The following is a 20,810-nucleotide window of genomic DNA, read 5'->3' as shown; positions in this document are numbered from 1 at the left end:
TCCCCGCTGAAGGAATTATAATACGCCCATACAATCACACTTACATGGAGGTGGTATTATGCACTACACCAGCCGTTATCAATCCCCTCTTGGAGAAATTCTTCTGGCAGCGGATAACATAGGACTGACAGGATTATGGTTTTATGGGCAGAAATATTTTGCGCTTCACCTAGATGAAAGTCACGAGGAAAAAACCTGTCCGGTATTAGGGCAGGCAAAGATCTGGTTGGATCTTTATTTTTCCGGACAGAAACCTGATTTTTCTGTTCCTCTGCATCTGAGGGGAACAGAATTTCAAAAAGAAGTATGGGAAATCCTTTGTGATATTCCTTATGGAACCACGGTCACTTATGGAAAAATCGCTGCTGTTCTTGCACAAAAAAGAGGTCTGGAGCACATGTCTGCGCAGGCCGTAGGAAACGCGGTGGCGCATAACCCAGTATCTGTTATTGTACCATGCCACAGAGTACTTGGAAGTAAGGGAAGTCTTACCGGATATGCCGGAGGACTGGAACGAAAAATAAAGCTTCTGGAACTGGAAAAAGTCCCCCGATACTGAGGGACTTTTTCTTTATCTGATTACCTTTTCATTTCATTTACTCAGAACATTCTTCCAAATATTTTTACCAGAACAGCGCCTCCCGGCATTCTTCTCAACCTCTCCCGAGAAGGCTTTTCCATTAAAATATATACTATAAAATAGGTTGCACCTCCCAGTGCAATGGACAGACACAGACAGATCACATTTGACTGAATCAGTTTGTACAGACCATAATATACAAGCCCTGCCACAGCTCCCATAGGTATAGATGCAAGGATTGGATTCAGGTATGCAAATCTCCACGGATTTTTATATCGAAGGTATTTTTTCATAGCCCTGTCGTTCAGAATACATACAACAACCGCATAAATAATCATTGCAACCAGCAGAGAATAAATTCCCAGATCTGTAAAGAGTAAAAGCAGAACAACAGCTACCACATCGACCACCAGCGCTACTGCAGCGGTAATCATTGGAATCTTTGGTCTTCCAATTCCCTGAAGCACTCCGTTTGAAATATTTGACATTCCATTTAACAGAATAGTAAAGGAGCCCAGCATCAGAAGCTTTCCTGCTGTACCATTGGTTCCTCCAAACAGCAGGGATACGATTGGCTGTGCAAGAACGGCTAAGCCTACTGCACAGGGAACAGAAATAAACATGGAAAGCTGCACTGTCTGATCAATTTTTCTTCTGGTTTCTTTTACTGCGCCTGTAGCATAAAGAGCCGAAACCTCAGGAATCATAGAGGTGGGCGCTGCACTGGAAAGGGTCAGAGGAATATTGATAATACTCATAAAGTAAGTTGCATACTCTGCATACATCATACTTAATTTGTCTGCATCTGCTCCCTGTGTTCCGAGAATTTCCGAATAAAGAACACCGTTCAGATACCCATTTACATTATAGATAAATGCGCTGAGAATGATCGGAGATACGATCAGCATGATCAGTTTCAGGATATCCCCATATGATTTTTCTCTGTGTCTCCGGTCACTTTTTACTCTGGCGCGGATGCCTTTCCGGTTCATTCCGTAGACCATCATCATAAACAAAAGCGCTGTCACGACTCCGGCTGTTGTTCCAACTGTTGAGCCGGCAGCTCCCCATTTTGCCACCTGTTCCGGCGTTCCATCTGAAATATTTTTGATAAAAAGCCATGCTGCAAGAAGACTTACAATAGCATTAAAAATCTGTTCAAGAATCTGAGAAACAGATGTGGGAAGCATATTTCTGTATGCCTGAAAATATCCCCTGTACACGCCGAGAATTCCCGAAAGGAATATGGTAGGGGATAAAATCTGCAAAGCCAGAACTGCATTGGGCTGATTGCGGGGAATAATAAATCTGGCGCCAAAAAGGCAGAAGAGAGCTACTGCTCCGCCTACAACAGCCGCATAGATCATAGACCCTCTGAATATTTTCTGTGCGTTTTTGTAATCTCTTAACGCAATCCTTTCTGAGATCAGCTTCGATACTGCCTGAGGAATACTGAAAGATGCGATCATCAAAAGGATCATATAGGCATTCTGGGCAAGGCTGATATAGCCCATTCCCATATTCCCTACAATGGAGGATAAGGGACTTTTATACAACAGGCCGATGATCTTGGATATCATTGCCGCGATCATCAAAAAGGAGGCATTTCTTACAAGATTATTCTTTTTTCCCATGATGTCTCCTTCACACCTGATCTTTATTTTCGATCTGCCAGTCAACTGGTTCCAGACCATTTTCTCTTAAAAATTCATTTGTTCTGCTGAAATGTCTGCAGCCGAAAAATCCTCTGTAAGCAGACAGCGGACTGGGATGCGGAGCTTCCAGGATCAGATGTTTTGGATTGTTCAGCATGGATTTTTTCATCTGGGCCGGACGTCCCCAGAGAAGAAATACAATGGGTCGGTCCTGTTCGTTGAGAATACGGATGGCTGCATCTGTAAACTGTTCCCAGCCAATTCCTCTGTGTGAATTGGCCTGATGCGCCCGCACTGTAAGCACTGTATTCAACAGAAGCACACCCTGGCGCGCCCATTTTTCCAGATATCCGTTATCCGGAATATAACAGCCAAGATCATCATGGAGCTCCTGATAAATATTTACAAGAGACGGAGGGATCTCCACATCTTTTTTTACGGAAAAACACAGACCGTGGGCCTGTCCGTCGTTATGATAAGGATCCTGTCCCAAAATCACCACTTTCACCTCACTGAGCGGTGTAAAATGAAATGCATTAAACATATCTTCTGCAGGAGGAAAAATCTTTCTGGTATTATATTCCTGCATTACTGTTTTGTATAATTTTGCATAATATGACTGGTGAAATTCGCCTTTCAGCGCTTCCAGCCACTCTCCTGACAAAGGAGCCATAACTGTCACCTCTTTATCTTCTTACTGAAATTCCTTTTTCTGCCAGGTAGTCTTTCACCTGACCGATTTCCAGTTCTTTGTAATGAAATAATGACGCAGCAAGAACTGCATCTGCTTTTCCTTTTGTAAACGCCTCATAAAAATGTTCCAGAGTGCCGGCTCCCCCTGAGGCGATTACGGGAATATTCACTGCATCCGCCACTGTCTGAGTCAGTTCCAGATCATATCCGGCTTTTGTACCGTCACAGTCCATGCTGGTTAAAAGTATCTCTCCTGCGCCAAGCGCTTCCACCTTTTTTGCCCACCAGACAGCGTCTATTCCTGTATCCAGTCTTCCGCCATGCTTGTAAATATTCCAGCCTCCGTCATCTCTTCGTCTGGCATCAATAGCAACTACCACGCACTGACTTCCGAACTTTTCCGCAGCCTCTGTGATCAACTGTGGTCTGTCAATTGCCGCAGAATTTACAGAAATCTTGTCCGCGCCTTCTCTGAGAAGCTTCTTAAAATCATCTACGGTGCGGATTCCGCCGCCTACGGTAAAGGGAATAAACACACTGGAAGCAACTGCCCGTACCATATCTGTTACCGTATCTCTGTTTTCGCAGGAAGCTGTAATATCAAGAAACACCAGCTCATCTGCTCCTGCCGCATCATAAGCTCTGGCAATTTCCACAGGATCTCCGGCATCCTTCAGGTCAACAAAATTTACACCTTTTACCACCCGTCCCCGGTTCACATCCAGGCAGGGAATGATTCTTTTTGTAAACATATCATCTCTCCTCTCTGCCAAGCTCTGCAAAATTCTTCAGAATTTCAAGTCCGTATTTTCCGCTTTTTTCCGGATGAAACTGACAGGCAAATACATTGTCTTTTTCTACAGAAGCATGGATCTCCGTACCGTATCCGGTTACTGCCTTTACAATTTCCGGCTCCTGTGCCTGAAGATAGTAAGAATGTACAAAATATACATACGTATCCTGAGGAATATTCCGAAACAGTCTTCCATTGTTCTGAAGCTGCAGGGAATTCCATCCCATATGAGGGATCTTCAAGCCCGGAGACGAAGGTATTTTCAGAATTTTTCCTTTCAGGATTCCAAGCCCCTCTGCTCCCGGACTTTCCTCACTGCTCTCAAAAAGAAGCTGCAGTCCCAGGCAGATTCCAAGAAATGGTTTTCCATCCTCTATCATGTCCCGAATCACCGGAACCAACTCATATCTGTGAAGGTTTTCCATTGCCTGCCCAAAGCTTCCCACTCCTGGAAGAATTACTTTGTCCACACTTTTCAGTATGTCCGGATCCCGGGAAACAACTGTTTTCTCTCCCAGATAGGAGAGAGCTTTTTCTACACTTCTGATATTTCCTGCATCATAGTCTATAATACCGATCATATATCTTTCCTCTTTGTTAAAAATTTACAAAAACTCACATTTTATACATTTATGTTCTTTTATTTGCAGATCCGAAAAACAGATCTCTTACAGTGCCCTGCACTCTTTTATTCATTTCCGGATTTTCTTTCTGTTTTTCAATCCCGAAACGCATCTGCTGCACACCGTCTGTCCTGTAATCCTTATCCGCTTCTGTTTTTATTTTCCGGTTCCGGAAATCTCTTCTTTCCCATGAACCTGATCTTTTTTATGTGTTTCCGTTTCTGATATATCCGGCAAAATGAATCCGTTCTGTATTCATCTCTTCAACGGCTACGTCAAGTATACCCTAAAAAAAGACAGATGCAAAGAGCTTTCTTCACATCTGTCGATTTTTGTCTCAATCTTTTATCTCAATTTGCCCTGTCAAGGGTGAACCAGAATTCCACACCATTGTCATAATTGCGGACACCGTACTCCTGATTATGACTTTCCATGATTGCCTTGACAATAGAAAGTCCGATTCCGCTTCCTCCGTATTCTCTGGTTCTTGCTTTATCCACTTTATAAAACTTTTTCCAGAGATTCGGGATATCTGCTTCCGGTATGGGGATTCCCGTATTAAACACAGTAATTTTTACTCTGTCTCCTTCCGGACACACACAGATTTCAATTTCTCTGTCTCCGTCCAGATGATTCAGCGCATTGCTGGTATAATTGGTAACAACCTCTTCAATCCGAAATTCATCTGCCCATACATACACCGGCTCCTCTGCCTCAAAGCTGACCTTTGCCTCCTTCTGCTGGATCATAATGTCCATGGACTGAAGAATGCCTTTTATCAGGCTTACAATGTCAAAGCGTTCCATTTTTACTTCGTCCCGGCCTTCTTCCAGATGATTCAGCGTCAGAAGATTTTTCACAAGCTTATTCATCTTGGCCGCCTCATCCATGATCACATCACAGTAAAACTCTCTGCTTTCCGGATCGTCTGAAATATTTTCCTTCAGCCCCTCTGCATATCCCTGCACAAGAGCGATAGGCGTTTTCAGTTCATGAGACACATTATTCAGAAACTCCTGCCTCTGCTGATCGATACGAATCTTATTCTCAATATCCTTCTGAAGCTGATTATTTACAGATTTCAGCTCGGAAATTGTCTTTTCCAGCTCTTCTGACATTTTGTTAAAATTCTCTCCAAGCTCGTCAATCTCATTTCCTGCCCTGCATTTATATTTTGCATCAAAATCAAGATTTTTCATTCTGCTGGAAAGAACCGTCAGTTCGCTGATGGGATTGGTGATCCTTTTTGTCACTGCCCATAAAATAACTGCGCTGACTGTAATGATCAGGATTCCCACAAAAAAGTAAAAGCTGTTGGAAATAGAAACACTGTCGCGAATGCTTTCCAGCGGCGTCCGGATCAGAAAGAAGCACCCGTTATCCAGCACGCCCCAGCTTTCTACATAATCCATTTCCACAAACCTGTCGCTGACCTGCTGGATCACATAAGTATCTGTTGAATCCAGAATTTTCGTCCAGCCTTTCTGCTCATCCAGATCATAGGCATAACCAATGAGGCGGGCCTGCAGCATTTTTTCATTGCCGCCCTCAGATGCAACCTCTTTTCCATCTACTGTAATAATAGTCCAGGTAAGATTATTTTCTGAACATTCTCTTTTCAGGCTGTCAGAAATCTCTGCTGTGCTGTTTCCTTCTGCATCTGTTACAATCTTCAGTTTTTGAAGATCATTGACTGCGGCCTCCAGAACCTCTGTTTTTTTTGTGATATAGTACCGTTCCAGAAACAAAAAATTAATAGCGGTGATGGTACACATAGATACCACCAGCAAACCGATAAAGAAAAATTCCAGCTGATGTCTCAGGGAACAAACCTTCTTCTTATGAGTTTTTTCCGACTTTTTTATCTGCAGGCTTTTCTTTTCTGGAAGCAGTTTCCGGCTCATGCTTCGTCAACCTCAAATTTATAGCCCATTCCCCATACTGTCTTAATATACTCGCCCTTTTCTCCCATTTTGCTTCTCAGCTTCTTTACATGAGTATCAATGGTACGGGCATCCCCAAAATAGTCATAATTCCATACAGAATTGAGAATTTTTTCCCTGGACAGAGCAATCCCCTCATTTTCCAGAAAATATGTGAGAAGCTCAAATTCTTTAAAGCTCAGTTCCATAGGTTCTCCGTCCACAGTTGCCTGGTGAGCTGCTTTATCTATAACGATTCCCCCTGCTGAAAGAATATTGTCTGCAGTATCCTGTCCTGTTCTTCTCAAAATAGCCTCTACTCTTGCCACAAGGATCTTTGGACTGAAAGGTTTGGAAATATATTCATCCACGCCAAGTTCAAATCCCAGAAGCTCGTCTCTCTCGTCACTTCTTGCTGTAAGCATAATAATAGGAACTTTGGAATTTTTGCGGATTTCACGGCAGACCTCCCAACCGTCCATTCTTGGCATCATTACATCAAGAAGGATCAGAGCAATGTCCTTTTCTTTATAAAAAAGATCCATGGCTTCCTCACCGTCTCCTGCTTCCAGAACCTGAAAGCCTTTTTTGGTCAGGAAGTCCTTTACCAGCTTCCGCATACGGCTTTCGTCATCTACTACAAGTATTTTCAGGGCTTCCATATGAATACCTCCCGTTTTGATTTATAATGATTATAAGAGATTTTTACAGGCAAAACAATTTTTATTTTACCGTTTTTCTTGTCCTGTGCGAAAGAAGTGTCTTTCCATTCAGCCTGGACAAATCTGTTTTTATTTTTCTATTTATGATATCAGAAGTTTATGTTTCTTCTGTGAACGCCCAAACAGATTTTTTAAAAATTTTGTACTTTTTGAATCCTTTTTTGTTTTTCCGCCGTCTAATAAGCAGATACACAAAAACAAAGAAGCTTCTACTTTAACATCCCAGCCACGACCGGTCAGAAAACCAGGGGAGGAAATCTATGATTGAACACTTACTGCGAAAAGCAAAAAAGGGTGATTCCGATGCCTTCTGCCGTCTGATGGATACGCAGACACAGAGCATGTACAAAATTGCCCGTTCCTATCTGAAAAACGATGAGGATGCCGCAGATGCCATACAGGATACCATCTTATCCTGTTATGAAAATCTTCTGAGTCTGAAAAACAACAAATATTTTCAGACATGGCTTACACGGATCCTGATCAACAAATGCAAGGATATTCTTCACAAAAAGAAACTGACAGTGTATACAGACAGTATTCCGGACACTCCTTTTTACGAAGACGATTTTGAAACCACCGAGTGGAATCAGATTCTGGCTCCTTTAGATGAAAAATACAGGATCATTCTCCTTCTGTATTATATGGAAGGTTTTAACACCAGCGATATCAGCCAGATTCTGAATATGAAAGAAAGTACAGTAAAAACCCGGCTTCAGCGAGGACGGAAACTGCTCTCAGAAGCCTGCCAGTATCAGACCAGGGAGGGACATGCATGATGATTACATTCAACGATAATGAAAAAAAATTAAAAGACGATCTGAACAGGGATATCGCCCTGCCGGCAGTTGTCCATGAAAGAATTAATACAGCCTACCGCATGATCGAGGAACATACGGTCAAACAGAAAAAAAAGACCCGTAATCCCTACCACTGGATGAAAACAGGGGCAAAGGTTGCCGGAGGTCTGGCAGCCGCTGTGGCAGTTGGATTTATTTTCTGCGCAGCCAACCCGGTTATGGCAAGAGAGCTTCCGCTCATCGGAGGAATTTTTGAACAGCTTCAGGATAAAGTAAGCTTTTTCGGGAATTTCTCGGATAAGGCAACCTCTCTTGAAGAGTCTGCCGCTCCAACCTCAGATACAGAGAAACTTCCGGAGACATCTTCCGCTGATGAAACTCCCCGGGAAACAGTTTTCACAAAAACACAGGACGGACTCACCATAACCCTGTCTGAAATTTATGCAAACGATCTGACCTGCTATATTACGGTAAAAGCAGTCAGCGAAGAACCGTTCCCGGATACTCTGATGGATCAGGACGGAAAACCATGCATCTCTCTTGTAACAGAACCCCGATACAGCTTCCTGGAAGATACGGGTATGAATCCTGGTATGCAGTATATCAATCCGGAAGGAGAATTTACGGATGACCATACCTACATAGCTATTTTACGGCTGGATACTCAGTTTGAAGATACCGCTGAATTTGAACAGAAATATCAGGAAATGGTGGATGAGATTCTTGCAGAAATGGGGATTACCATGGATGATATCAATGATGAAACAGAAGAAGGCCATGCTAACCTGGAAGAATTTAACGGCCGTGTTTTAGCACGGGGCGGCGCTCTCCAGTCTCAGTATGTCAAGCCCATTGTTACTCCGGAAACTTATACTCTGAACCTGACCTTTAAGGAATTTATCGGATACAAAGCAGAACCTGAATTCTGGGACAGTGGATATACCCAGGAGGAACTGGAAGCCATGTCAGAGGCAGAATTTCAGGAAATTATGAACCAGATGCCGGAAGAATATTCTCAGAATCCCAATAAATATCAGAATTACTGGTTTAAAGGGGACTGGAGCTTTGAAATCCCGGTAACAGTAGATAATTCCCTGACGGAAACTCTGGAAATCAATGAAACCAATGAAGAAGGCATCGGACTTGCCTCCATTGCCAGAACGCCTTATGAAATCACCATTACTCCTTTGTATAAAGAAGGTTCTGACAGCGACTGTTTCCTGGTTGCTCTGGATGCTGACGGCAATATGCTGCCGTACAACCGCTCTTCCTCTGACTCTTATAATTACGCGATACAGGACAAAAATATCTCATTCATAGATATCTATCTTCTGGATTATATGCAGTACATGGATGAACTGAAAGTTCAGTATTACAATGAAGAGCTGGACAATGCAGAATGGAAAGCCCTGCTGGATGCCAATGCAAGATATCACAAAACCGTCAGTTTTGACAAATAAGTTCTCATAAAAATATCCCGGAGAAGGATTTACTGGCAGACTCCAGAAATTCCTCTCCGGGATTTATAATTTTATCAGGACATCTGATAATAATGCGCGTAGATTCCGTTTTTTGCCAGAAGCTCCTCATGAGAACCGCGCTCTGCAATTCCATTATCTGCAACCACCAAAATCTCATCTGCATTCCGTATGGTGGAAAGGCGATGGGCAATGGTAATGGTTGTCCGGTTCCTGGAAAGCTCCTCCAGACTTTTCTGGATCCAGCGCTCGCTTTCATTATCAAGAGCGCTTGTGGCTTCGTCCAGAATCAGAACAGGCGGATTTTTCAGAAATACTCTGGCAATGGAAATCCTCTGCTTCTGTCCTCCTGAAAGCCTTGTTCCTCTCTCTCCTACAAAGGTGTCATATCCCTCAGGAAGGGACATAATAAAGTCATGGATATTTGCTTTTTTTGCAGCCTCAATAATCTCTTCCATGGAAGCAGAGGGCTTGCCGTAAGCAATATTTTCTTTAATGGTTCCTCCGAAAAGATAAATATCCTGCTGCACAAGACCAATCTGGCTTCTCAGAGATTCCAGAGTCAGCTTTCCTACCTCTTTGCCGTCAATAGTGATCCGGCCTCCGGTTACATCATAGAATCTTGGAAGCAGGGAACAGATGGTAGTCTTGCCGCTTCCGGAAGGACCTACCAGTGCAATAGAGCGTCCTGCAGGAATGGTAAAAGAAATATTATCAAGAACCAGAGTCTCATCATCACTGTAATGGAAGGACACGTTTTCGTAGGAAACCTCTCCTTTCACATCCGTAAGAGGCTCTGCATCCGGAGCATCTACAATATCCGGCTCTGTCTCCATTACATCCAGAAAACGCCGGAAGCCGGAAAAGCCTTTCTGCATCATTTCGATCAGCTCCACAAGAATCTGGATAGGACTTACAAAAATACCGATATACAAAGCATACATGGCCAGATCTCCGGCATTCATTTTTCCTCTGGCAATAAGAAGTCCGCCGAACACCAGTGTCACCAGGTACATCATTCCCTGAAAGAAACGGTTCCAGCCCATGAAATTCCCCATGCAGCTGTAGTTTGCATCCTTGGAGTGAAGAAAAGCCTGATTGCTTTTTCCGAATTTTCTGCGCTCCACTTCTTCATTGGCAAAGGACTGTACCACACGGATCCCTGCCAGAGTATCCTGAAGGCTGGAGTTTACATCACCGATCTTTCTGCGGTTATCCATAAAGGTTTCCTGCATTCTCCGGTTCTGCTTCATGGAAAACACCAGCATGATCAATACCAGGATCAGAAGCGGAATTGCCAGTCTCCAGTTAATAAGAAACAGGAAAACAAATGATCCCACAATCTTGATCAGAGAGATAAACAAGTTCTCAGGACCATGATGGGCAAACTCCGCAATATCAAAAAGGTCGGATACCAGCTTGCTCATCATCTGTCCGGAATTGTTCTGATCATAGTAGGAAAAGGACAGTTTTTCATAATGGTCAAACAGCTGCTGTCTCATATCCCTCTCCATCTTTGCTCCCATCATATGGCCCTGATAGCCCACATAATACACACAAAAACTCTGAATGACATACATGATCAGAAGGCACAGGCCAATGGGAAGAAGGGCCTTCAGGATAGTGGAAGGCTCTTCTGTAAAAACAGTTGCTGTCAGTGTTCTCAGAATCTGCGGAAATGCCAAATCCACCAGACTGATAATGGCGGCGCACAGAAGATCCAGAAAAAACACGGTTTTATAAGGTCCGTAGTAACGGATAAATTTTTTAAGCGTGTACATAATTACCTCTTATCCTTTCATTTTAGTCATACCTATTATAGACGCTATCTTCACGAAATACAATCGGAAAATAGACTCTTCCAGGTACTGAAGCGAGCCTAAAACAAAAAGAGGCATTCTCCCTACGGATGCAGTTTCGATACGGACAGTTCCAGGGTCACATCATAAGTGCCCGACTCCCTTTTCTCAAAAATCAGTTCTCCTCCGTGAGCCCTTACAATCTGTCTGGCAAGCCTTAATCCCATAATATGGACTTTATCTGTCTGGTTGTCCATGTTCTGCACCACAAGTTCCGGGACTCCTTTTCCCGTATCTTTTACAGAAATGTATATTTTTTCATTTTTTTCGTACAGCCTTACCATAACCTGGCACCCTCCCGGATTATGCCTTACACTGTTTCCGATCAGATTCCTCAACGCACGTTTGAGCAGACCGCTGTCTGCAAAAATACGGACCTTCTCCATGTCTGCAGGAATCAAAAGCTCCACATCCACCTCCGGTTCCTGTCCTTTATCCTGTTCAATTTTTTCATTATAAATGTCTGCCGCACACTCCCGGAGAATAAGAGCAGGAGAACACTCTTTTTTATTCAATGGCTGTGCCTCATATGCCAGCTTTGATGTAAGATTCAGATCCGTGATCAGCTGCCGGATCACTAAGCTCTGTCTGCACACCGCATCAGCCAAAGCCTTCTCCTCCTGATTAAGATTGGGACTTTTGGAAAGGCGGTCCGTATAACCTACAATTAACGCCAGAGGCGTACGAATATCATGAGAAACACCTGCAATCCACTCCGTTCTTGCCAGATCTCTTTTGGTCAGCCGTTTTTTCTGTTCCTGAAGTATTTCAGAAGTCCGGTTAAGCTGCGCTGCCAGAATACCTGTCATACCTTTTTCCCTGAGCTTTACCTCCTCTTCCCTGGATAATTTCTCAAGGCCCCTGCCCAGAGGCTTCAGCGCCTGATAAAACCGATATCCCAGCAAAAATACAAAAACAATAATCACGATCGTATTCACAATCAGAGCCCATTTCACATACTGCGGAATCATAGTAAAATTTGTAAGAGTAAGAATCTCACTGTATCTGAAAAAAAATTCCGGATCAAGTCCCACTACCAGAAGTAATTTCCCGGCTTCCCAGACCGCTACCGGATAATCATGAAGATACCATCTTGAAAACCGTGCCACTTCTGAAATTGTATAGGAGCGGTCAAAGCCTGCAGGAAGCTTCCATTCCCATACAACCTCCCCATGTTCATCAAGTGCCATACACCACTTAAAATCTGCCTCTTTCAGCTCCTGTCTCCCTGTGTCAGACAGCTGCCAGGTATCATTTTCCTGATAAAATTCCTTTCCAACACTTTCCAGAGCGCTTCTCTTAAAATCCGGGGCTCCTGCAGAAACCATGTTATGGTAGCCCACCGCCACAAAAACAGCAATATTGCTGATCAATATAACACCAATAATCATACCGGCTGTGACAGAATACCGGCTGATAATCTTAAACAGGCTCTTCATGGCTTTTCTCCCTTTCCTTCTGCCAGCCGGTAGCCCAGTCCCCGTACAGTAAGAAGCCACTGCGGATGAGAGGGATCCTCCTCAATTTTTTCTCTCAGATGCCGGATATGCACCATCAGCGTATTTTCATACCCATAATAACCGTCTCCCCAGGCCGCATTACACAAAGCATCAAAGGTAACGATCCTGCCTCTGTTTTCATGCAGCTTTAAAAGCAATGCCAGTTCTTTTGCCGTAAGAGAAGTCTCGTTTCCCTGAAAACGCACAATCCCATAGTCAAACAGCACTTCGTGGCTGCCCAGACGCAGAATATGTTCCTCCTGAGTTTTTTCTTTTTCCATACGATAGGTTCGTTTTAGTATGGCAGTAACTCTAAGCACCAGCTCCGGCGGCAGAAATGGTTTGGTAATATAATCGTCAGCTCCCAGACCCAGCCCAAAAAGTCTGTCTCTGTCCTCATCTCTGGCAGACAGAAAAAGAATGGGAATCTCTGAGTTTTCTCTCAGCTTCTGAAACAGCTGAAATCCGTCTCCATCCGGCAGCATCACATCCAAAACTGCCATGTCCGGCTTTTCCATCTGAAAAACCGTCAGAGCTTCCTGCACGCATTTTGCTTTTACTATATTTTTATAACCGCTATGTCTTAAAATGTCTGCAATCATCTCCAGAAGTTCCTGATTGTCATCTACAAGCATCAGTTTTCGTTCATATATGTCCATAAAATTTCCCTCCGGTCTGTCTCCTCTTCATTTCTTTTCCTATTATAATTTATTTTTGTACCCATTCCAACTTCTCCTGTATAAAATTAAGCTAAAAATAAGGTACTGTTAAGTCTCACATAAGCCTGATATTTTATACTGTAATCAGTTCAGAAAATAACAATTCACTTTACAGGAGGAACTTTATATGGGACCTGTCATTACCACAAATTCTCTTACAAAAAAATACAAGGACAAAACAGTTGTAAGCCAGTTGGATCTGCGTATTCCCGGAGGAAGCATTTATGGCTTTCTCGGTCCAAACGGCGCGGGAAAATCAACAACTCTAAAAATGCTTCTGGGGCTTATCAGACCCACAGAGGGCAAAATCCAGATTCTCGGAAAAGAAGTCTGCTCCAGAAACCGTCTGAGCATCCTCTCAGATACAGGATCTCTGATTGAATCGCCAGCTTATTACGGTCATCTTACAGGAAAAGAAAACCTGCAGATCATATGTACACTGAAAAATGTTCCGGAAAAAGACATTTCCAGAGTTCTTTCTATTGTTCGTATGGAAGAACAGCAAAACAAAAAAGTCAGTCAGTATTCTCTTGGAATGAAGCAGCGTCTTGGACTGGCTGCAGCTCTTCTGGGAAAACCAAAGCTTCTCCTTCTGGATGAGCCTACCAACGGTCTGGATCCGGCCGGAATCCAGGAAATGAGAGAACTGATCTGTTCCCTGCCCGAGACCCTGGGCATTACAGTTCTTATTTCAAGCCATCTTCTCTCAGAAATAGACCAAATGGCATCTCATGTAGGAATTATCAACCAGGGAGCACTGATCTTTCAGGACAGCCTTTCTGTTCTTCATGAACATAGCCGTTCAAAAATGCTGCTTCACACCTCAGATGATCAGACAGCCCTTCAATACCTGAAGCACTCCGGTATCTCCTGCCACTGGCAGAATGGCAGAATCATGCTGAATACTCTGGAAGACAACCGGATCATGCAGGCAGTTTCTCTTCTGGTAAATTCCGGTATTGGAATTTTAAGACTGGAAGAACAGCAGATGAGCCTTGAAGAGATTTTCCTTCATCTTACAGGAAAGCAGGTGAGCTTATGATTTCTATAACAGCAAGACAACTACGGGCAGAGCGCCAGAAGATCCGCCATACAAAGGCTCTTCTTGTTCCACTGGGCTTTCTGGGTTTTGAAATCCTTTGGACCATGTGGCAGCTTAGTTCTATGAAACCCTCTGAATTTTCACAGGGGTATCTGATGCTGTTCTACAATCTGCCTGTCATGAACACGCTTCTGATGCCCTTAATGATCTCTGTGATTGCCAGTCGGGTCTGTGATATGGAAGTAAAAGGAGATACCCTGAAAATTCTTTATACTATGCAGAAGCAAGAAAGCTTTTTTGACTTTAAATATCTGAACTGTCTCCGATATATAACCGTTTTTGTTATTGGACAGGGACTTATGATTCTCTTCTTTGGAACCGTAAACCATCTAGGTACCATCCGTCCTTCTATATTTTTCATATATCTGATTACAACCTTTGCGGTCAGTACTGTGGTTCTCTCCATACAGCAGACTCTGTCACTGATGTCCCACAGTCAGCTTCTTCCTCTGGGGATTGGAATTGGCGGCAGCTTCCTGGGGCTTTTTTCTCTGTTTTTCCCAAAGCCTGTAGCGCGTCTGGTTCTCTGGGGCTATTACGCAAATTTTTCTGTAGTCGGTATGAACTGGGATCCTGATACAAGAATTATTGATTATTATGTGCTTTCCTTCCCGTTGTCCCGGTTTTTGCTTTTTCTGGCGGCAGGTGTTTTCATCTATTTTATCTGTCGCATGATCGTTGTAAAAAAGGAGGTCTAACCTATGCTTACCCGCTGTATTCTTGCTGAGCGCAAAAAACTGCGTCATTCACTGATCCTGCCGGCCTGTATTCTGATTCCCATTATTCCGGCAATTATGGGAACCTTTAATTATCTTCAGAATCTGGGAATTTTAAAATCAGAATGGTATTCTCTCTGGACACAGCATACTTTATTTTATGCCAGTTTCTTTTTTGCACCGCTGATCGGACTTTACTGCTCCTACTTATGGCGTCTGGAACATCGAAACAATAACTGGAATTCCATTATGACTGCCCCAGTTCCTGTATGCTGCATTTATTTCGCAAAACTTACAGTTATCCTGACAATCACACTGCTGACACAGCTCTGGACAGGAATCTTATATCTGGTCTGCGGAAAAATAGCCGGGCTTCCCGGGTTATTCCCTCCTGATATTTTTTTCTGGCTTCTCCGGGGTACTGTGGGAGCGCTTCCCATATGCGCTCTTCAGCTTTTTCTCTCTATGAAAATACGGAGTTTTTCCATACCTATTGCTATTGGTCTGGTAGGAAGCGTTCTCGGCACTGTACTGAACAGCGAAGGAGCGGATCTCTTCTGGCCCTACTGCCTGATGCTTCTCGGAATGAATGCCAACAAATCCGAAAATACCATGTCCGGTGAAATGCTGCCGTTTTTTATTTCTGTATGCCTGTTTACTGTTATATTCAGCGCCGCATCTGTATGGGAAATGAAACATCGGGATATCCATGCCTGAACAAAAGCTTTCCCCCAGGGCATACCATGAAGCTGCCATTACCCGAAGCAATTTGGGAGATATTTTGACCAGATTAATGAAAACGGAACCAGCTGTTTCCCAAGTCAGAAGATAAATGGAAAAAACAAAACAAAAAATCTGCACTAAAACGAAAAACCACCCTTGACATATAACTGAATTTCTTCTAATATAAGGACAGAAAAGCTTACGTTCGTCTGTTTGCCAGAAGTCATCTTATTTTCAGGGGCTTGTACTGGTTTCGACGGGGGCTTTGAAGTTGGGGAAGCCATCCGCAGACTCTTGGACTGCGTACCAACCAGGAACCTAAATATAAACGCAAACGAACAGTACGCGTTAGCAGCCTAAGTGCTGCTCGTCAGCCCTGACGCACTCACACATCAGGAATCTGGCGCCGACTATGTGAGAAACCTTGCCGGGTAAGCTTTGCCCCGGTAGATGTATTATGAAGCTACTGAAGCAGTAAGCCTGTCGGTGGGCGTACTGCCAAGGGAATGTTAAATCAGCGACTGTGATGGGAGATGCCGCAAGGGATAGGCTTTCGGACGCGGGTTCAATTCCCGCCAGGTCCACTAAAAAAGCCGTGAAACCTACTAAAATCAATAGGTTCACGGCTTTTTTATTTTGCCGGATTTGATTACAAACTCTTAACTGCAACAATATCTTTTCATATCTGAAGCTTCTTTTTATCTATACTTTTCAGTAGATCCATGTCACAAAAGACCGGCGAACACCGAAGCTCCAACCACTGTGCAAAGTCCGCACACAACAATCGCAAGGCTGCTCATAGCCCCTTCTACTTCTCCCATTTCCATTGCTTTGGCAGTTCCTACTGCATGAGCTGCGGTTCCGATCGCCAGCCCCCGGGAAACTGCATGGCGAATACGGAAAAGCTTACATACTGATTCTGCAAAAATATTGCCAAGAACTCCTGTTATAATAATCGTGGCAACTGAAATTGTCACATATCCTCCCAGTTCTTCAGAAACTCCCATTCCAATAGCAGTTGTAATGGATTTTGGAAGAAGAGTTACATATTCTTTATGGCTCAGCCCAAATGCCATGGCCATAGCCAGGATACTTCCCATACTTGCAGCCACTCCTGATAAAATTCCCACCATAATGGCAACCACATTTTTTTTCAGAACATCCAGCTGAATATACAGGGGAATAGCAAGGCAGACGGTTGCCGGTGTCAGAAGATAACTTAAATATTGTGCGCTGGCATTATAGCTGTCGTAATCTACGCCAAACAGGATCAGGACTCCAATAACCAGAAGAATGGAAATCAGAAGAGGATTTAAAATTGCCAGCTTCCATTTTTTCTTTATTGCAAGCCCGATCTCATATGCCAGAAGACTGATCACAAATCCCAGTGTTGCTGAATTAAGAACTATATTTTCCATCTTTTTTCACTCCTCCCTTACTTTCCGGTTCTTTCTGCTTGTTTTTTCCTTTCGATCCATCATAAAATCCGTTACTTTTCCAGTCACAAAAATAACAATAAAAGTGGTGGATACTGTGATTACAAGAAGAGGTACCAGAAACCCCTGAAGCTCTCCCCAGGATGCCATCAGCCCCACACCTGCAGGAATAAACATCAATGGCATGATCTCAATCAGAAATTCTCCTACATCCTTTACATTTTCTACCTTAATTACTTTTGTAAGAAGCAGTACAAACATAAGCAAAAGGCCATAAATACTTCCCGGAATCGGCAGTGGAATAAAATATTTCATCAGTTCTCCTGCACAGGTGACACCCAAAATGATTCCGAATTGTCTCATATACTTCATATCCTGTCTCCTTCTCTGTGGATTCTTCAATATTTGATACATTAAAACGTTACTGTTGTAACTTTAGAATCAGTGTTTTTCATTATAGCACATATCCTTTTTTACACAATAGGAAAACTGACTGATATCCATCTGTTTTTCTTAAGAGAACATGTCAATAACGCCCAAATTGGTCTTACCAGTTTTATTTTTCCGGGAATAAAACGAACGCATCCGCTTCGAACTTCCTGGATTTCTCAACTTCCTCCACTTTACGCGCCTGATGCAGACTGCTATGGACAGTCATATTTTTCAGTCTCGGATCGCATCCTCCCGAAGCGTTTTTATTTGCCAGAATGTACTGATCTGCAAATGAACAAGTTAAAAAAGTGTACAAAATACTTGTTGTTTTGGATTTATAGGATACACAAGTTTAGAATCTTTTTATGTTCGCAAATTACAGATTCTGTTTTGCCAGATTTTGTATTAAGTAATTTATGTAGCAAAATTGTGTATGTGTAAGACTAAATTTTATTGGCGTGTAGGGGGCATGCCCATACGAAGAGTGGAATTTAAGTTTGCATTTTAGTAGTAAATAAAAAAATAATTTTTATGTAGTATCACAGCATATTTAATGTTACAATGAAGTATACTTTCCGCATATATCTGCAGGCGGAAAGCACGTTACTTTATGGAGGAAAATGAATATGAAGAAAGGAAACTGGAAGGCACTTCTTCCAATTGCAGTATTCCTGGTTATGTATCTTGGACTGGGAATTCTTTTCGAGTACGTTCTGAAAATTCCCATGGGCTTTTATAATATTCCCATTGTGGTTTCATTTCTGACTGCTCTTCTGGTTGCATGTATCCAGAACCCCAAATTAAGCTTTGACGAAAAGCTTTCTGTAATGGCACAGGGTGTAGGTGATAAGAATATTGTTACCATGATCCTGATTTTTATGGTTGCAGGCATTTTTGTGGGAGTTGTAGGAAGGGAAAGCGCTGAGAGCGTAGCGTATTTTCTTCTTTCTGTGATTCCTGCACGCTTTGCAGTAATTGTACTGTTTGTGGTAAGCTGTTTTGTTTCTCTTGCCATGGGAACCTCAGTCGGAACCATCACGCTTATTACTCCTATTGCCCTTGCTGTATCCACAGCTTCCGGCTTTGCAGCTCCGCTGTGCGTGGGCGCTGTTATGGGAGGCGCTATGTTTGGAGACAATCTTTCTTTTATCTCCGATACCACCATCGCAGCCTGCAATGGACAGGGATGTGCAATGAAGGATAAATTCCGTGCCAATTTTAAGATTGCGCTTCCTGCAGCTCTTGTTACCCTGGCAATTATTTTTATCCGTACTTCAGGCGGTGCAGACAGTGCGGCAATTATCAAGGATTACAATCTGATCCGAATTATTCCGTATGTACTTGTACTGGTGGGAGGGATTATCGGTATCAACGTTTTTGTAGTTCTTCTCATTGGAATTGTTTCCGGTTCCGTAATTGTTCTGGCAACAGGCGCAACTCAGGCAACTGATCTTCTGGCAAATATGGGAACCGGGGCTGCCGGTATGTATGAAACCACAATGGTGGCTATTCTTGTATCCGCCATCTGTGCGCTGATCCAGAAGTATGACGGATTTACTGCTCTTCTGAATTTTATCCGCCGTATCTTTAAAACTCAAAAGGGCGGAAAACTGGGCATGGGACTTCTTGTAGGCGCTATGGATATTGCAACAGCCAACAATACCGTTGCCATTGTTATGGCTAATCCCATTGCAAAGGAAATGGCAGAGGAATACGATGTAACGCCTCAGACAACCGCTTCCATCCTGGACACATTTTCCTGTGTATTCCAGGGAGTGATCCCCTATGGTGCTCAGATGCTGATCGCACTTTCTACTGCTGCAGAGCTTGGATTTGAAATGTCAGCCTTTGACATTATGCCAAATCTTTATTATCCGTATATTCTTCTAGTAAGCGCTCTGTTCTTTATGTTCTTTGAGCCCGGAAGAAAAAAAGTCAAATAAAACCATACATAGTAAAAAGCTGTGGATAATTCCAGGAAATTTCTCCTGTACATCCGCAGCTTTTTCATTTTCACATTTTACTCGCCCATATCCTCAGCGCATTTTTTCAGTTTTTCTCTGATCGGAAGATGGTAAGGACATCTCTTCTCACACTCTCCGCATTCAATACATGCAGATGCCTTTACCGGCAATGTACTGTAACGGTCTTTTGCCCAGTCTGCCAGATTATATCTCTGAAGATATCCGGCAAACAGAAATACACTTGGAATATTAATTCCCACAGTGCAGGGGGCACAGTAATTACATCTGCGGCAAAAATCTGTTCCCAGCTGTTGTTTTATTTCTTCCATTTTCTGAAGCTCTTCTCCTGAAAGAGGAGTTTCGTCCTCACAGGCTTTTATATTCTGATCCAGTTCTGTCATCTCTGCCATTCCCGGAATCACTACTGTCACATCTCTGTTTGCACAGATATATCGAAGAGCAAGTGATGCGTCCTCAATAGCGCCTCCTGCCAGCGGTTTCATATCAATAAATCCAATATTCTTTTCTGTACAGCGGCGAATCAGTTCCTCTCCCTGATTTTCTACGATATTATATGGGAACATAATTGTCTCCACCCAGTCAAGTTCCAGAGCTTTTTCAAAAACAGCTGTGGAGTGGGCAGTAAGACCGATATGCCCGATTTTTCCCTCTGCCTTTGCCTCCTGAAGAGCCTGGAGGGCTCCGTCCTCTCCCATAACCTGCTCCAGCTGTTCCATGCTGGGATTATGTACCTGATAAAGGTCAATATAATCTGTACGAAGATTTCCAAGGCTTGTTTCAATATCTGCCCTCATAGCATCTTTTGTCCTTGCCATAGACTTGGTTGCCACCACAAATTTATCACGGATTCCTTCCATAGCATATCCCAGATATTCTTCGCTGACTGTATATCCTCTTGCCGTATCAATATAATTGATTCCTTTTTTCACCATTTCGTGAAGCAGTTTCTTTGTTCCCTCAGCGTCAATTCTCTGAATGGGGATTCCGCCAAATCCAAGTCTGGAAATTTTCAGCCCTGTTTTTCCTAAAATTCTGTATTCCATATTCTCTCTCCTTATACCAGAATGAGGCTG

19 protein-coding genes and 1 other RNA gene are annotated in these 20,810 nt (G+C 43.1%); 8 read left to right on the top strand and 12 right to left on the bottom strand.

Annotated elements, in window-relative coordinates; all coding sequences use genetic code 11:
• Positions 1–58 precede the first annotated feature (58 nt).
• Positions 59–559: a methylated-DNA--[protein]-cysteine S-methyltransferase gene (locus NSA57_RS11705; protein WP_022066848.1), complete on the top strand. Its 501-nt coding sequence runs from the start codon at positions 59–61 to the stop codon at positions 557–559.
• 41 nt (positions 560–600) lie between these two features.
• Here the strand turns inward: NSA57_RS11705 and NSA57_RS11700 are convergent, their stop codons facing one another.
• The 6 genes from NSA57_RS11700 to NSA57_RS11675 form a co-directional block, all read right to left on the bottom strand.
• Entirely contained in the window at positions 601–2,214 is a 1,614-nt protein-coding gene (locus NSA57_RS11700; protein ID WP_138270792.1) for a putative polysaccharide biosynthesis protein, read from the bottom strand.
• Positions 2,215–2,224: 10 nt separating this feature from the next.
• Positions 2,225–2,908: a uracil-DNA glycosylase gene (gene ung, locus NSA57_RS11695; protein WP_022066846.1), complete on the bottom strand. Its 684-nt coding sequence runs from the start codon at positions 2,906–2,908 to the stop codon at positions 2,225–2,227.
• A 13-nt stretch (positions 2,909–2,921) separates the two neighbouring features.
• Positions 2,922–3,680, bottom strand: a complete 759-nt coding sequence (gene hisF, locus NSA57_RS11690) for an imidazole glycerol phosphate synthase subunit HisF (protein WP_147600033.1) — start codon at positions 3,678–3,680, stop codon at positions 2,922–2,924.
• Position 3,681: 1 nt separating this feature from the next.
• Complete coding sequence (gene hisH, locus NSA57_RS11685; protein WP_173752975.1) at positions 3,682–4,302, bottom strand: imidazole glycerol phosphate synthase subunit HisH; 621 nt, start codon at positions 4,300–4,302, stop codon at positions 3,682–3,684.
• A gap of 392 nt (positions 4,303–4,694) precedes the next feature.
• Positions 4,695–6,248 (bottom strand): sensor histidine kinase, encoded by a 1,554-nt coding sequence (locus tag NSA57_RS11680; RefSeq protein ID WP_257464917.1) that lies wholly within the window; start codon positions 6,246–6,248, stop codon positions 4,695–4,697.
• Positions 6,245–6,928 carry a response regulator transcription factor gene (locus tag NSA57_RS11675; protein WP_257464916.1) on the bottom strand — a complete coding sequence of 228 codons (684 nt, stop codon included), beginning with the start codon at positions 6,926–6,928 and terminating at the stop codon, positions 6,245–6,247. The genes NSA57_RS11680 and NSA57_RS11675 overlap by 4 nt, the downstream gene beginning before the upstream one ends.
• Before the next feature lie 320 nt (positions 6,929–7,248).
• On the opposite strand from NSA57_RS11675, the gene NSA57_RS11670 reads away from it, so the two are divergent.
• Both NSA57_RS11670 and NSA57_RS11665 read left to right on the top strand, forming a co-directional pair.
• Entirely contained in the window at positions 7,249–7,767 is a 519-nt protein-coding gene (locus NSA57_RS11670) for an RNA polymerase sigma factor (protein WP_022066841.1), read from the top strand.
• Positions 7,764–9,248, top strand: coding sequence for a DUF4179 domain-containing protein (locus tag NSA57_RS11665; RefSeq protein ID WP_306814097.1), 1,485 nt, complete (start codon positions 7,764–7,766; stop codon positions 9,246–9,248). The genes NSA57_RS11670 and NSA57_RS11665 overlap by 4 nt, the downstream gene beginning before the upstream one ends.
• A 74-nt stretch (positions 9,249–9,322) precedes the next feature.
• Here the strand turns inward: NSA57_RS11665 and NSA57_RS11660 are convergent, their stop codons facing one another.
• The 3 genes from NSA57_RS11660 to NSA57_RS11650 all read right to left on the bottom strand — a co-directional run bounded on the left by NSA57_RS11660 (position 9,323) and on the right by NSA57_RS11650 (position 13,283).
• A complete protein-coding gene (locus NSA57_RS11660; RefSeq protein WP_257464915.1) occupies positions 9,323–11,047 on the bottom strand; it encodes an ABC transporter ATP-binding protein in 1,725 nt (574 codons plus the stop codon).
• 122 nt (positions 11,048–11,169) lie between these two features.
• A complete protein-coding gene (locus tag NSA57_RS11655; RefSeq protein WP_022066838.1) occupies positions 11,170–12,564 on the bottom strand; it encodes a HAMP domain-containing sensor histidine kinase in 1,395 nt (464 codons plus the stop codon).
• On the bottom strand, positions 12,561–13,283 hold the full coding sequence (locus tag NSA57_RS11650) for a response regulator transcription factor (protein ID WP_022066837.1): 723 nt from the start codon (positions 13,281–13,283) through the stop codon (positions 12,561–12,563). Before NSA57_RS11650 ends, NSA57_RS11655 begins: the two co-directional genes overlap by 4 nt.
• Positions 13,284–13,470: 187 nt before the next feature.
• On the opposite strand from NSA57_RS11650, the gene NSA57_RS11645 reads away from it, so the two are divergent.
• The 4 genes from NSA57_RS11645 (at position 13,471) to ssrA (ending at position 16,471) form a co-directional block, all read left to right on the top strand.
• The gene (locus tag NSA57_RS11645) at positions 13,471–14,385 is read left to right on the top strand and encodes an ATP-binding cassette domain-containing protein (protein WP_022066835.1); all 915 of its coding nucleotides are present in this window, start codon (positions 13,471–13,473) and stop codon (positions 14,383–14,385) included.
• A complete protein-coding gene (locus tag NSA57_RS11640; RefSeq protein ID WP_147600027.1) occupies positions 14,382–15,143 on the top strand; it encodes an ABC transporter permease in 762 nt (253 codons plus the stop codon). Before NSA57_RS11645 ends, NSA57_RS11640 begins: the two co-directional genes overlap by 4 nt.
• 3 nt (positions 15,144–15,146) lie before the next feature.
• On the top strand, positions 15,147–15,878 hold the full coding sequence (locus NSA57_RS11635; RefSeq protein ID WP_022066833.1) for an ABC transporter permease: 732 nt from the start codon (positions 15,147–15,149) through the stop codon (positions 15,876–15,878).
• 244 nt (positions 15,879–16,122) lie between these two features.
• Positions 16,123–16,471, top strand: a transfer-messenger RNA (tmRNA) gene (gene ssrA / locus NSA57_RS11630).
• 138 nt (positions 16,472–16,609) lie between these two features.
• Here ssrA and NSA57_RS11625 read toward each other — a convergent pair.
• Both NSA57_RS11625 and NSA57_RS11620 read right to left on the bottom strand, forming a co-directional pair.
• Positions 16,610–17,302: an LrgB family protein gene (locus tag NSA57_RS11625; RefSeq protein WP_257464914.1), complete on the bottom strand. Its 693-nt coding sequence runs from the start codon at positions 17,300–17,302 to the stop codon at positions 16,610–16,612.
• Between the two features lie 6 nt (positions 17,303–17,308).
• Positions 17,309–17,692, bottom strand: a complete 384-nt coding sequence (locus tag NSA57_RS11620; RefSeq protein WP_138270821.1) for a CidA/LrgA family protein — start codon at positions 17,690–17,692, stop codon at positions 17,309–17,311.
• A 686-nt stretch (positions 17,693–18,378) separates the two neighbouring features.
• Between NSA57_RS11620 and NSA57_RS11615 the strand changes: the two genes are divergently transcribed.
• Positions 18,379–19,695: a Na+/H+ antiporter NhaC family protein gene (locus tag NSA57_RS11615; RefSeq protein WP_138270822.1), complete on the top strand. Its 1,317-nt coding sequence runs from the start codon at positions 18,379–18,381 to the stop codon at positions 19,693–19,695.
• 77 nt (positions 19,696–19,772) lie between these two features.
• Here the strand turns inward: NSA57_RS11615 and NSA57_RS11610 are convergent, their stop codons facing one another.
• The gene (locus tag NSA57_RS11610) at positions 19,773–20,780 is read right to left on the bottom strand and encodes an aldo/keto reductase (RefSeq protein ID WP_257464913.1); all 1,008 of its coding nucleotides are present in this window, start codon (positions 20,778–20,780) and stop codon (positions 19,773–19,775) included.
• Positions 20,781–20,810: the final 30 nt, after the last annotated feature.

The organism is Blautia caecimuris, from assembly GCF_024622975.1.
Classification (GTDB): Bacteria; Bacillota; Clostridia; order Lachnospirales; family Lachnospiraceae; genus Blautia_A; species Blautia_A caecimuris.
The sequence above is the reverse complement of the archived record's forward strand: the minus strand, read 5'-3'. Positions and strand labels throughout refer to the sequence as shown.

Excerpts from the sequence above, each read along its gene's own strand:
- hisF (WP_147600033.1), bottom strand. The coding sequence starts at position 3,680 with ATGTTTACAAAAAGAATCATTCCCTGCCTGGATGTGAACCGGGGACGG.
- NSA57_RS11610 (WP_257464913.1), bottom strand. The coding sequence starts at position 20,780 with ATGGAATACAGAATTTTAGGAAAAACAGGGCTGAAAATTTCCAGACTT.
- NSA57_RS11675 (WP_257464916.1), bottom strand. The coding sequence starts at position 6,928 with ATGGAAGCCCTGAAAATACTTGTAGTAGATGACGAAAGCCGTATGCGG.
- NSA57_RS11660 (WP_257464915.1), bottom strand. The coding sequence starts at position 11,047 with ATGTACACGCTTAAAAAATTTATCCGTTACTACGGACCTTATAAAACC.
- ung (WP_022066846.1), bottom strand. The coding sequence starts at position 2,908 with ATGGCTCCTTTGTCAGGAGAGTGGCTGGAAGCGCTGAAAGGCGAATTT.
- NSA57_RS11650 (WP_022066837.1), bottom strand. The coding sequence starts at position 13,283 with ATGGACATATATGAACGAAAACTGATGCTTGTAGATGACAATCAGGAA.
- NSA57_RS11705 (WP_022066848.1), top strand. The coding sequence starts at position 59 with ATGCACTACACCAGCCGTTATCAATCCCCTCTTGGAGAAATTCTTCTG.
- NSA57_RS11615 (WP_138270822.1), top strand. The coding sequence starts at position 18,379 with ATGAAGAAAGGAAACTGGAAGGCACTTCTTCCAATTGCAGTATTCCTG.
- NSA57_RS11655 (WP_022066838.1), bottom strand. The coding sequence starts at position 12,564 with ATGAAGAGCCTGTTTAAGATTATCAGCCGGTATTCTGTCACAGCCGGT.
- NSA57_RS11680 (WP_257464917.1), bottom strand. The coding sequence starts at position 6,248 with ATGAGCCGGAAACTGCTTCCAGAAAAGAAAAGCCTGCAGATAAAAAAG.
- NSA57_RS11635 (WP_022066833.1), top strand. The coding sequence starts at position 15,147 with ATGCTTACCCGCTGTATTCTTGCTGAGCGCAAAAAACTGCGTCATTCA.
- NSA57_RS11645 (WP_022066835.1), top strand. The coding sequence starts at position 13,471 with ATGGGACCTGTCATTACCACAAATTCTCTTACAAAAAAATACAAGGAC.
- NSA57_RS11670 (WP_022066841.1), top strand. The coding sequence starts at position 7,249 with ATGATTGAACACTTACTGCGAAAAGCAAAAAAGGGTGATTCCGATGCC.
- NSA57_RS11700 (WP_138270792.1), bottom strand. The coding sequence starts at position 2,214 with ATGGGAAAAAAGAATAATCTTGTAAGAAATGCCTCCTTTTTGATGATC.
- NSA57_RS11640 (WP_147600027.1), top strand. The coding sequence starts at position 14,382 with ATGATTTCTATAACAGCAAGACAACTACGGGCAGAGCGCCAGAAGATC.
- hisH (WP_173752975.1), bottom strand. The coding sequence starts at position 4,302 with ATGATCGGTATTATAGACTATGATGCAGGAAATATCAGAAGTGTAGAA.
- NSA57_RS11620 (WP_138270821.1), bottom strand. The coding sequence starts at position 17,692 with ATGAAGTATATGAGACAATTCGGAATCATTTTGGGTGTCACCTGTGCA.
- NSA57_RS11665 (WP_306814097.1), top strand. The coding sequence starts at position 7,764 with ATGATGATTACATTCAACGATAATGAAAAAAAATTAAAAGACGATCTG.
- NSA57_RS11625 (WP_257464914.1), bottom strand. The coding sequence starts at position 17,302 with ATGGAAAATATAGTTCTTAATTCAGCAACACTGGGATTTGTGATCAGT.